This is a genomic window from Geobacter sp., assembly GCF_030834625.1.
In the GTDB taxonomy this organism is placed as follows: domain Bacteria; phylum Desulfobacterota; class Desulfuromonadia; order Geobacterales; family Geobacteraceae; genus Geobacter.
Genome location: NZ_JAUQXO010000030.1, coordinates 23,258 through 35,335, shown reverse-complemented (window position 1 = coordinate 35,335; position 12,078 = coordinate 23,258). Strand labels below are relative to the sequence as shown.

Genomic DNA, 12,078 nt, shown 5'->3' with positions numbered 1-12,078 from the left:
ATACTGCGGTACATGCCTGAAAAGAGGAATACCAGCGGTTTCACAAGCAGGACGACCAGCAGGCCGTCCTTGATGAGTTCATGGTATGAGGCAGGAAAGGTGAAGTCAAAGCGGAGGAGGAAGGCAAGCAGGAACGCGGCCACGATGAAAGATATATCGAGGGCGAATACCATCAGACGGCGTTGGGTGAGCATGAAGGTGAATGGTTTGATCATGATTGCCGGTTGCCCCTTCATTGGATGCAATCTAAACACTTAATGGGAAACGCCATCCCGGCGTAACACCTTGATTCCAGTCAAGATAAGTATTTTTAAATCGAAGAGAATTGAGTGTTTTTTCAAATAATAGGCATCATACTCAACCTTCACGGGTATGGGCAATTCATCGCGGCCATTAATCTGTGCCCATCCGGTAAGACCAGGGGTAAGCCGATGAATTCCCTTTTCAGTCCGCAGGGAAACAAGGTCATCCTGATTGAACAATGCCGGCCGTGGCCCCACGAAACTCATGTCACCCTTCAGAATGCTATACAGTTGCGGCAATTCGTCAAGGCTCGTCTTGCGGAGAAATTTACCGATGGGGGTCAGATAGCGGTCAGGATCGTTGAGGAGATGGGTAGCCACTGCCGGGGTATCGGTGCGCATGGTGCGGAATTTGGGCATTTTGAAGATGCGATTATTCCGGCCTACACGGTCGGACCAGTAGAGCACCGGCCCGGGAGAGGTGAGCCATACCGCCAGGGCGACAACCGCCAAGAGCGGTGTCGTGATGATCAGGACAAACAGGACCAGGGACAGGTCGAACGGTCGTTTCATGACGTCTTCCTTCCCGTGGCAAGGAACCATTCTGCCGTTGCCCGCAACCCCTCCTCCATGCTGAAGGGGGGGGTCCAATTAAGCTCCCTGTGGATTTTGGAGCTATCCACGGTAAGCGATCCTGCCAGTCGGTCAATTGCGGCGCGTCTGCCGGCCACCGCGCCGACCATGCGCATCAAAAAGACCGGCACCGGGAAAAGCCGGGGCGGCACGCCGAGGGCGGCCGCTAGCCTCCTGACCAGCTCCGGCGTCGAGATATCATCGCCATCGCTGATAAGATAGGTTTTTCCTCCAGCCTGCGGATGAACCGCACAGGCCGCCACCGCATCCGCCAGATTGCCGACGTACACCAGACTGCGCCTGTTGGCGATGGACGCCAGCGGGAGCGGAACACCGCATAAGACCGCCTTCATCAGGTTGCGGAAATTGGCCTTCACTCCAGGCCCGTAGACAAGGGTCGGTCTGAGTACGACCACCTCGAGCCCGGTCTCCGCCTCGATCCGCCGCAGCAGATCTTCGGCCTCCCGTTTGCTGATGCCGTAGGGATCGGTCGGGTTCAGCGGGGCCCGCTCGGTGTAGGGGACCGACGACTCTTCGCCGTTGACCTTGATCGAACTGACGAACACCAGCCTCCTCACACCGGCCGCAGCCGCCTCAGCCGCCAACCGGGCGGTCCCTGCAGTGTTCACCTTGCGGAATTCGGTCAGGGGATCTGCGGCTGGGTCATCCATAATGTGGACCCGCGCAGCCAGATGAATTACCGTATCGATCCCCGAGAGAGCTTCAGTCCAACGGGTTTCCGGCCCAAGCGGTTCAACCGGTGCCGGTTCCACGCCGAACGGAAGGGCGGAAGGGGACTCGGTGGCGAGGAGCGTACCGCGCACATGATGCCCTTTATCGAGCAGCCTTCTGCACAGGAAGCTGCCGACGAAACCGGTTGCACCGGTCACCAGCATATGTAGATCAGTCCGTTTCACAAGACACTCTCTTTACGGCGGTCAGCCCGTCAATCCATGTCACGAGTCTATCCAGCAGCATGTTTCGGTCGAAATTGGCTTCGTAAAAGCGCCGGCCGCTTATCCCCATCCGCTCGCGCTCCTTCTCGGCAGTCGCGTACATCCTGAGAACGATTTCGGCAAGGGCGGCAGGGTCTTCGGTCGGGCAGGTAAAACCGGCATCCGCCTCGGCAACGATTGTGGCTCCTTCGCCATCGAGCGCGGCGATAATCGGTCTGCCGCAGGCAAGATAGGACTGGATCTTTGCCGGAACGGTGAGCGCAAAAATCGGCTCTTTTTTGAGGGTAACCAGCATGGCATCGGCATTGGAAAAAAATGCCGGCATCTTTTCCAAATCGTGTTTCCCGAGAAAGTGGAACGTATGCTGGAGCTGACGGGATTGCACCTGGTTCTCGGCCCACTCGCGCATCCGCCCGTCGCCGACGATGACCCAGTGTATATCACCGTGCCGCCTGAGCCGTTCAGCAGCGCCGATGATCGTCTCGAAGTCTTGGGCAGCGCCGATGTTTCCCGCAAACATTACCCGGAATCCGGGAGGGATATGTGCGAGTTCCGGCACAGCGACCGGTTGAGCGGCCGGCTGGAACACAGCCTCAGCGCATTGCGGAAAGTAGAGAATCTGTCCGGGAGTCCCGGAATACTGCAGGATTGAGCTTCTGAACGATCGGGACGTTATCAGGATACGGTCACAGCGGCGGTAGATGAATCGCACCATGTCTGCCACACGATCAAGGACCCGCTGGGAGGTGATTGCACCGGTGGCCCTGATACTTTCCGGCCAGAGGTCCTGCACCCAGAGCAGGACCGGTATCTTGCGGAGCGCCTTCATGAAAAGCGCCGGCAGCGCTACCGTAACAGGCGAAGGCTCAAAGACGAAAATGGCATCGTAGCTGTCCCGGCAACGCAACGAACCCAGTATGGCGGCAGATGTCAGAAAGGAGAGGTAGTTCAGCGCCAGCCTGGTTCCTCCCCCGCTCCCCCGTGGTATGAGCGGGACCCGTACAACTCTCGCACCCTGATACTCCTCTTCCCGCCTGGTAAGAAAACCGTAGCCCGGAAAGAAGCGGCCTTCCGGGTAATTGGGTATGCCGGTAAGCACCGTTACGGCACAACCACGCTCGATCAATCCGGAGACCAGATCGTTGATGCGGAAATTCTCGGGCCAGAAGTACTGGGTGACGATCAGGAGCTTCATGCCGCTGTTTCTGCACCCTTCCGCCAGACGGTCCGATTGACGTAGTCGGTGTAACTGAGGATGATGCGCAGCACCTTGGCCGAGACGTTCTCCACGTCGTAGTCCCCGACCATGCGGAAACCGGAGCGGCCCGGGCGGGAAGCGGCCTGGGCCATCACGACCTCGATGGACTTGAGCACCATCGGCGCTTTGAGACCGCACATGACCAGGGTTCCTTCGTCCATCCCCTCCGGCCGCTCATGGGACTGGCGGATCGTAACGGCCGGGAAGCCGAGGATGGACGACTCTTCCGTGATCGTTCCGCTGTCGGATATGACGCAGGCCGCCTGCATCTGCAGCCTGACGTAATCGGGAAGACCGAGCGGCTTCAGGAATCTGATGCGCGGATCGAGATCCGCCGTTCCCTTTTCCTCGAGCCGTTTCCGGGTGCGGGGATGGGTGGAAAAAATGACCGGTACGTCATACCGTTCGGCGATGGCGTTCAGCGATTGGAGCAGGTTCCGGAAGTTGATGTCGTTGTCGACGTTCTCCTCCCGGTGGGCACTGACGACGAAATACTTCCCCTGTTTCAGATCGAGCCTGGCAAGCACACCCGATCCCTCTATCTGTTCCCGATGGTGATCCAGAACCTCCTTCATGGGAGAGCCGGTCTTGATGACCGTTTCCGGTCGGATTCCTTCGGCGATGAGATACCTGCGGGCATGCTCGGTATAGGTCATGTTGATGTCACTGATATGGTCAACGATCTTGCGATTGATCTCTTCGGGTACGCGCAGATCGAAACAACGGTTTCCGGCCTCCATGTGGAATATCGGTACCTTCCGGCGTTTTGCGGATATCGCGCCGAGGCAGCTGTTGGTATCGCCGAGCAAAAGCAGCGCGTCCGGCTGCTCCTGTGCAAGTACCTCGTCGACTCTGGCAATGACATTGCCGATGGTGGCAGCCACACTGGAACCAACAGCTTCCAGGAAATAATCGGGTGTCCTTATTCCCAGCTCACTGAAGAATATCCCGTTCAGTTCATGGTCGTAGTTCTGTCCTGTATGCACCAGGATATGGGTAAGATGGCGGTCAAGCTCCGCGATGACTCTGCTGAGTTTGATGATCTCCGGCCGTGTGCCGACAATGGTCATAACTTTCAATGTCATGTGTCCGTCCTGTTCAGAAATCAGAATATCTAGAGTAGCTTTGCATACCAGTTATTGTTTGCTTCGTAGTCCCGGAACATGGCTTCCACGAGGTCATCCCATTCGGGAGGCACATAACCGGTGAGTGAACGGAACCTCGATGAATCAAGGGAACGGTCAATCACAAAATCATCATAGGGATCGATGGCTATTTTCTTGTCGTAGCGCCGCGCGATTATCCTGAGCAACTCATACTTTGAAATAGGATTAGACGACACATGATACAAGCCGCTCAGCTCCTGATTAGGAAGTATGTAATCGGAGATCACCCGTGCCAGTTCTATGGTCGGGAATCCTGAATAGATCGCTTTTGTGAACCCCCTCACCGATCCCTCCTGGGCCAGGAACCAATCCACCAGACCATAGCCCCCCTTCAACTCATGGCCGATGATCGATGTTCGCAGGGTGACGCAGTGGGGATAGGTGACTTCACCCAGGTATTTCGTCTGTCCGTAAAGGTCTTCGGCACATGAGGGATCGCTTTCGGTGTAATTTCCGCGGACACCGTTGAAGACACAATCGGTGCTGATGTGGATCATCCTGGCGCCGGCGGTTCTGCTGATGAGCGAAATCCTGTGCGGGAGCTGGGCATTCACGGTTATGGCGGAAAGGGGATCGCTGCTCAGGGGCAACTGCTTGATGAGGCCAATGCAGTTTATGACGATGTCCGGCTGGATCGAGGCAAGCGCCCGAATCACGGAATCGAAGTTGTCGGCATCGACGTATTGCCTGAAACGCCTGGTGAGGTGGGAAGGAAAGACCGCGTGCAATCCCCCGAGACTTCGGGAGGTGCCGAACACCTCGTATTCCGGGTTCGCCGAAAGGTGCCGAAAGAGCACATGCCCCAGCATGCCCGTGGCTCCGATTATCAATATCCGTTTGGTCATAGCCCCTCCTTACCCCGCTCCAGCTCTGTTGCCGGCAGGCTCTCCTGCCGGGCCCATGCCATGTACTCCCGCAACCCTTCGGAAACATCCACGGAAGGAACGAAGCCGAATGCATCGCGCGCCGCCGTAATGTCCGCCAGGCTGTCGCGGACGTCCCCCGGCCGCTGCGGCCCGTACCGTAGATCCGGCTGCATGCCGGACACCTCCGCAAGCAATTCCACCAGCCTGTTGATGGAGATCCGCGTACCGCTTCCCGTATTGAATGCCCCCGAAATACCGTGCGCCATGGCCGCTTTCAGATTTGCCTGCACCACGTCGCGGACATTTACAAAATCCCGTGTCTGTTCACCGTCGCCGAAGATAGTGATCGGCTCGCCCCGCAGCATTTTGAAGACGAAGATGGGTATCACATTGCCATAGGCATCGAAGCGCTGATTCATGCCGTAGACATTGAAATAGCGGAGACAAACCGCTTCCATGTCGTACAGTTTCGCATAGGCGAGACACTCCTTTTCCATGCAGAGCTTCGAACTGCCATAGGGCGTGTCAGGCTCAATGGGATGATCTTCCCGGATCGGCAGAGTCTTCAATTCGCCAAATATACCCGCCGAAGAGGATGCGACGATCTTTCTGACGCCTGCCTTACGAGCAGCCTCCAAGACCCGCAGGGTCCCCATCACGTTGATGTCCGCATCCACCAGGGGATGATCGATAGAACGCTTGTTGCCTACCGAGGCCGCCAGATGGAAGACTACTTCGCATTGGTGGAGCGCTTCGGCAACGGCACATTCGTCGCGGATATCACCTTCGATGAATCGGGCATCGGGAAAGGGTCGAAGGTTGCTGCGATACCCGGACATGAGGTTGTCCAGAACCGTCACCTCGTGCCCCTCCTCCAGCAGATGCCGCACCAGATTGGAACCGATGAATCCCGCGCCGCCTGTGACGAGTGTTTTCATGCCAGGGATAACTCCTCGTTGATATAGTCCAACTTCAATAATAGCTGTTTGATTTCATCCACGTTCAGACGGCGGGTGTTGTGCGAGTTGTAATCCTCAATCTGCGAGACCTTCTCCTCGCCCTCGGTGAAGTATTTTCCATAGTTGAGATCACGGTCGTCGGGCACGATCCGGTAGTATCCGCCCAAGTCCTGGGCTTTCACCCGCTCTTCCCGCGTCAGCAGCGTCTCGTACAGCTTCTCACCATGACGAGTTCCGATGACCTTGATGGGATTGTCCGCCTTAAACAGTTCCTTGATGGCAACCGCCAGATCCATGATCGTCGAAGCCGAGGCCTTTTGAACAAAAATATCACCCTGGCGGGCATTGTTGAAAGCATAGATGACCAGATCCACTGCATCTTCGAGCGACATGAGGTAGCGGGTCATATTGGGGTCCGTTACGGTCAGTGGCTTCCTCTCCTTGATCTGCTTGATAAAAAGCGGAATTACCGACCCCCGCGAAGCCATGACATTGCCATAGCGTGTGCCGCAGAGAACCGTTTGCTTTATGTCAGTTGTGCGCGCCTTCGCCACCATAAGTTTCTCCATCATAGCTTTGGAAATACCCATTGCGTTTATTGGATAAACTGCTTTGTCGGTGCTGAGGCAGATAACTTTTTTTACCTTGTTGTCTAAAGCCGCATTCAAAACATTCTCCGTACCCAACACGTTGGTTCGCACCGCTTCCATGGGATAAAACTCGCACGAAGGAACCTGTTTAAGTGCTGCTGCATGGAAGACATAATCCACGCCTTGCATGGCCGATTTGAGGCCATCATAGTTGCGGACATCTCCGATATAGAACTTGACCTTGGGATTGTTCAGCGCGATTCGCATATCCTCCTGTTTTTTTTCGTCACGGCTGAAGACGCGTATTTCCTTGATTCCAGTGTGCAGAAATCGACTAAGGACGGCATTGCCGAACGAACCGGTACCGCCGGTTATCAACAAGGTATGGTTATTGAACATAATCGTGCTCCATATTTATAAATGGGCTGATTTTAAAACGGATAGTTGGCATATATAAGATCGTCCTTATCAGCGGCCTTGGGATAATTTATCAAAACAGCCCTATATACGCCCTTGAACACAAACAAACTACCTGCAGCGGCACCGATTGTGCCACAATTACGGATCAGCTCTCCGATGTCTTTCAGCGACCCAGCCCCACCCATAATTGTTATGGGTATATGTGCCAACTGTTTAACCCGTCTAGCCAAATCGAGGTCATAACCCTTCATTGCTCCGTCATTATCAATTGAATTTATCACTAGTTCACCGGCTCCCAACTCTTCAACCAAGGGCACCATTTCAATCAGATCCCTCTTTGTGTTTTTCTTGGCGTTATGCGTATAGATATCGTAATGCTTGCTTAGCAGTCGTTTTTTTACATCCAGAACAACAACCACGCTTTGCCTGCCGACCTCATCTGAAATTTTCGTTATCAGTTGCGGCGTTTCTACGGCTGCAGCACTGATGGCTACTTTTTCAACCCCCAGGCCGATGATCCTTTTGGCTTGCTCTGCAGTGCGTACGCCACCACCATAACAAAGGGGCATCCGGCATTCGGCAGCAAGGTGAGCGATCATCTTATAATTAGGTTCCACGTTGTTGACCGTGGCATCAATATCCAGAACAATAAGCTCATCCGACTCCTTCTCATTGAAAATCTTGACGGCATTGATCGGGTCACCAACATATTTAGGTGATTTGAAATGAACCGTCTTTACGAGCCCATTGTTATGAACCAGCAGGCATGGGATGATCCTGGGCCTCAACATTTATAACTCCGCAAAGTTCTTCAGTAGATTTGTGCCAAAGTGGTGGCTTTTTTCAGGATGGAATTGCACCCCATATACGTTGTCTGATTGGACTGCGCAGCAAAAATCAATACCGTACGAAGCGGTCGCAATGACCGCGTCACGGTTCATGCACTCAAAAAAATATGAATGCAGGAAGTAGAAACGAACTTCTTCCTCAACCCCTTTAAAAAGTCGATGCTCACAAGTTACATGGACATCATTCCATCCCATATGCGGCAAGGGCAGTGCAGCGACGTCAGGCGCAGACTTGAATGCACAAACATGACCCGGAATCCAGCCCAAGCCATCCAAGGCCCCCTCCTCACTAGAATTGGCCAGGATCTGCATGCCTACGCAGATTCCCAGTACTGGAACTTTTTTACCAAGAATCAAATCGTCCAGTGTCTGACGCATCCCCGAAGCGTTAAGCAATTCCATGGCATGGTCAAAGGCCCCAACTCCCGGCAATATCAGCTTATGGGCAGTCTCAAGCGATTCAGCCGTTTTGGCAATGGTGACTGGAATGCCGAGTCGGTTATAGACATTAACAAATGCCTGAATATTACCCAACCCATAATCAATAATGGCAATCATCGGAACAACCTTTTTTCGAGTCCCAGTTTAGACATAACCTTTGAACCGAGTCCTATATATTTTCTTTTGTTTTTGTAGTAATGATAAGTCTTGTTTGCGCCATCGAAAATCTGTTGCAGCTCTTCGACGGACAAATCAAGCTTATGCGCAACATACTCGAATTCCTGCTGCAGGAAATGCTCGTCAAGCTCGGGTTTGGCAATTCTCTCGAGAGCTTGTTCTCTTGTCATCTGGCCAGTCATGATCAAACTTGAAAAATGGGCTCGGCGCTTTTCATAGCCGAACTTGCGCGGCATCCAGTAATCCTCATAAAAACGGGTGAAGCGGGATTCATGATGTTTATGCTGAAATGGCACCCACCCGAAAAGCTCGCCAAGTTTTTGTTCCGCATCCCGCTTTATATACGGCACGCAGTTCAGTGGCCTGAAAACCTCCATGCCTAACGCATATTTGTAGTAAATCTTGTAGGTAAAAACATCAACGATAGGGAATGAAGTTAAGGGCGCTTTCCCGAAACGTGCATGAATATCAAGAATCAAGGTCTTGTCGATACCCGGATACGCCCCCCACTCCTCGGGTTCACGACAGCACTCCGTTGAGTAGTTACCGCCGGTAAGCACATATTTAATTTTGTTCTGCCGGGCAAATTTATAGAGCATAGAAAAAAAAGCCGTATCCTGCGGAATATCCTGATCAGCAATCTGGGCTCTTAGAAAGGAGACCTGCAGATCCTTCATCTCCTCCCAATTGATGACCTCCGTGTACAGGTCAAGCCCCAGGCCGTCCACCAACTTCTCGATGTTGCCGACGGCCTGGTCGGTATTCCAGCCGGCATCCACATGGAACAGGAGGGGGCGCAAGCCCATCCTCTCCTTGGCGATGTAGGTGCAGTAGGAACTGTCCAGGCCGCCGCTCAAACCGATGATGCAGTCAAAGTCCCTATTCTTGCCGTCCTGGCGGATCTTCTCGGCTATTTTCATCAACTCCGTTTCCCCGCGCTCATCAGTATGCCAGCTGGGATGGATGGTGGAGTAGAAGTTGCGACAGTAATCGCACCACCCCTTTTCATCGAAGGATATGTTCGAATCGCTGGTATCCATGATGCAGTTAGAGCAGATTTTCTTTTCGGCGTGGTTCATGTTTTCTCCCTACTGACTACTGACAAAGCTGCCATCTTCTTCTCGGATACGCCCCCTGCAACGGGATACCGGCTTCAGACGCTGCGTGCAGGCTCACCCCCGGCGTGGTTTGCGCGGGCCGCTTGTCGCAGCGGTGGGCGTACAGGAAAAAACCGCTCAGGCATTAATGCTCTCGACGATGGCGTTCAACGCCTTATTGTACTTCCCTACCCGGAACTCCTCGCCTGCCAACTTCCGGTTGTGGACGGCGATCGGCAGCAGTAGGTCCGGGTTCCGGAGCACCTCTTCAAGCGCGCCCCTCAGAGAGGCCGCTGACTCTTTTCCCACAACAAACCCGTTGACCGAATCGCTGAAGATGTCCGGGATACCTCCCATGGCGGTAGTGATAACCGCGCAACCGGAAGCGTAGGCCTCCAGTATGGAGATCGGCTGTCCCTCGTGCAGGCTGGTCGGCAGGCAGAAGAGATGGGCCTTATGCAGGAGCTCCAGCTTCTGGTCGTCGCCAACCACACCGTGGTAGTTGACCCCCTCCTCGAAGTGGATACGGTCTAGAAACCTCTGTTTGTCCGCCTCTGCTTCGAAGCCGCCGGCAAAATCGAGGGTGAGCTTCTGCCGCAAGCTGGCATCTAGGCCGAGATACGCTTCAAGAAGCAGATCGTACCCTTTCCCAGAGATGAGGTTGCTCATGAAGAGTATCCTGAGCGGAGCGAAGCTGGAGAATTTCCGGGGCACCTCCTCCTCCGCCAAGAACAGCGCTTCGTCCGCAAAGTTAGGGACGATGTGAATCCTCCCCCGTTCCAGCATCCCTTCGAAGATGTCCAGGTGAGACCGCCCGAGGATGACCGCGCCGAACAGCCTTCTGATGAAAAAGGCGTTGAGGCCGCGGATCATCCTGCTTCGGTTGAAGAGCACCTTCTTGAGGCTCCCTCCGTGAAGGTGGATCAGCATCCGGTCCAGCTTTCGGAAGCAGGCCAGGTAAATGAGCAGGTCCTTGATATTGCCGGCAACCGATTCGGAGATGGTGAGATACACCGCATCAACGGCGTGCCGGTGCCACCATACCTCACACAGGACGCCCATCACCTCGAAAATCCTCCCGAAGGAGTCTACCCCTTGCTTGAACCCCTCCTTGCTGAGGTTAATGACTTTCACCTCGTGACGCCCCTTCAGGTCTTCCAGAAAGCGTCGGGCCGCCAAGGATTGCCCGGTGACCGGCGGAGGAAGTGGTGCGATGTAAAGAATCCTCATGCCCGTCTCCGTTCCGGAAGGCTGGGGGTCGGGGACGTTTTCGCACCCGTACCGAATGCGGTGAATTCCGTAAGCGCGGAGATGAAGTTTTCGATGACAACCTCCCTTTGGAAGGTGCTCCGGTACAGCTCGGCGCTCTTCTCCCCCATGCTTCTCCACCGTTCCTTGGCAGCCAACATAGACTCGAAGGCCGACCTGATGCTTCCATGGTCGAAAGGATCGAAGCGAAACCCATTAGCCCCTTCAACCACCGCTTCGAAGTGGTTGCCGCACCTTTCGCTGACTAGGACGGGGAGCCTCATGATCAGCGCCTCCACCAGCGTCAGCGGGCTCGCGTCGGAAAAGGAGGGAAGGAGGAAAACGCTCGCCCTCTTGTACAGGGAGGCGACCTTGTCGCTGTCGCAAAAGCCCAGCAGCCTGATGTGCCCCTCGACACCGTGTTCGCGGATGAAGCCTCGGACCAGATCCTCGTCGGGGCCGTCTCCTGCCAGAATGAAAACTCCCTTGCGGATATTGTCGACTCCGATGGCCATGAAGAAGTTGACTATCCCCTTAATGTTTTCCAACAGCCGCATGGGCATGAAGAATACCGGATTGTCATGCTCGGCGTACCTCAGCTCAACTTCCTCTTCGGAGATCCGGTACTTTTCCTCCTCGATGGTGTTCGGGAGGGGGATGAAGCGCTTCCCCTGGAACCCCCATTTCTCGAAGGTGATTTCGGTCATCTTTCCTGAACTGATCTGCGCGCCGTCGGAGCTGTTGTACACGAAGCTGCGCAGCAGCTTCTTCACGATGTTGTCGTCTCTAGACCCGATAGTGAGGTAGTTTGCCTCTGACCAGAAGTGCAGCCGGGTCTTCAGGATCCCCAGGCGTTTGAACAGGACCAGTAGCAGCACGTCGATATCGTTCCAGCTCCCGCCGATGATGATCTCCACACCACTCTGCCTCAACAGCAGTTCGATGACCAGCCTCGGGTTGAAGTGCAAGTGGTAGCGCCCGATCATCCGGTAGTACCCACTGTCAATCCGGAATGGGTGCTTCATGCAATCGGTATCAACCTTCCAGCTGCGGTCGGCCTCCCTTTCTCTCATGTAGTAGACCTCGAAATTGAGACCGTGCCTGAAGAGTTCGTCGTAGAAAGCCGTCCGGTACGGCGTCGGCATGTTGGTAAGGAAGATGTATCTCATCAATGTGT

Annotated in this window: 12 protein-coding genes and 1 pseudogene; all 13 read right to left on the bottom strand. The window is 54.6% G+C overall.

The features are described from left to right. Positions 1–215, bottom strand: a pseudogene (locus RCH91_RS08135) (polysaccharide biosynthesis protein); the annotation flags it as partial. A 39-nt stretch (positions 216–254) separates the two neighbouring features. Further along, a complete protein-coding gene (locus RCH91_RS08130) occupies positions 255–815 on the bottom strand; it encodes a sugar transferase (protein ID WP_306534131.1) in 561 nt (186 codons plus the stop codon). Beyond that, complete coding sequence (locus tag RCH91_RS08125) at positions 812–1,792, bottom strand: SDR family oxidoreductase (protein ID WP_306534130.1); 981 nt, start codon at positions 1,790–1,792, stop codon at positions 812–814. The genes RCH91_RS08130 and RCH91_RS08125 overlap by 4 nt, the downstream gene beginning before the upstream one ends. Beyond that, on the bottom strand, positions 1,779–3,026 hold the full coding sequence (locus tag RCH91_RS08120) for a glycosyltransferase family 4 protein (protein WP_306534129.1): 1,248 nt from the start codon (positions 3,024–3,026) through the stop codon (positions 1,779–1,781). The genes RCH91_RS08125 and RCH91_RS08120 overlap by 14 nt, the downstream gene beginning before the upstream one ends. Then, a complete protein-coding gene (wecB, locus tag RCH91_RS08115; protein WP_306534128.1) occupies positions 3,023–4,174 on the bottom strand; it encodes a non-hydrolyzing UDP-N-acetylglucosamine 2-epimerase in 1,152 nt (383 codons plus the stop codon). Before wecB ends, RCH91_RS08120 begins: the two co-directional genes overlap by 4 nt. Positions 4,175–4,203: 29 nt before the next feature. Continuing rightward, a complete protein-coding gene (locus RCH91_RS08110) occupies positions 4,204–5,100 on the bottom strand; it encodes an SDR family oxidoreductase (protein ID WP_306534127.1) in 897 nt (298 codons plus the stop codon). Beyond that, complete coding sequence (locus RCH91_RS08105) at positions 5,097–6,059, bottom strand: SDR family oxidoreductase (protein WP_306534126.1); 963 nt, start codon at positions 6,057–6,059, stop codon at positions 5,097–5,099. The genes RCH91_RS08110 and RCH91_RS08105 overlap by 4 nt, the downstream gene beginning before the upstream one ends. Next, a complete protein-coding gene (locus RCH91_RS08100; protein WP_306534125.1) occupies positions 6,056–7,069 on the bottom strand; it encodes a nucleoside-diphosphate sugar epimerase/dehydratase in 1,014 nt (337 codons plus the stop codon). Before RCH91_RS08100 ends, RCH91_RS08105 begins: the two co-directional genes overlap by 4 nt. Positions 7,070–7,101: 32 nt before the next feature. Further along, positions 7,102–7,881, bottom strand: a complete 780-nt coding sequence (locus RCH91_RS08095) for an AglZ/HisF2 family acetamidino modification protein (RefSeq protein WP_306534124.1) — start codon at positions 7,879–7,881, stop codon at positions 7,102–7,104. Continuing rightward, positions 7,882–8,496, bottom strand: coding sequence for an imidazole glycerol phosphate synthase subunit HisH (gene hisH, locus RCH91_RS08090; RefSeq protein WP_306534123.1), 615 nt, complete (start codon positions 8,494–8,496; stop codon positions 7,882–7,884). Next, complete coding sequence (locus tag RCH91_RS08085) at positions 8,493–9,635, bottom strand: N-acetyl sugar amidotransferase (protein WP_306534122.1); 1,143 nt, start codon at positions 9,633–9,635, stop codon at positions 8,493–8,495. Before RCH91_RS08085 ends, hisH begins: the two co-directional genes overlap by 4 nt. A 156-nt stretch (positions 9,636–9,791) precedes the next feature. Next, positions 9,792–10,883: a glycosyltransferase family 4 protein gene (locus tag RCH91_RS08080; protein WP_306534121.1), complete on the bottom strand. Its 1,092-nt coding sequence runs from the start codon at positions 10,881–10,883 to the stop codon at positions 9,792–9,794. Continuing rightward, positions 10,880–12,070: a glycosyltransferase family 4 protein gene (locus tag RCH91_RS08075; protein WP_306534120.1), complete on the bottom strand. Its 1,191-nt coding sequence runs from the start codon at positions 12,068–12,070 to the stop codon at positions 10,880–10,882. Before RCH91_RS08075 ends, RCH91_RS08080 begins: the two co-directional genes overlap by 4 nt. Positions 12,071–12,078: the final 8 nt, after the last annotated feature.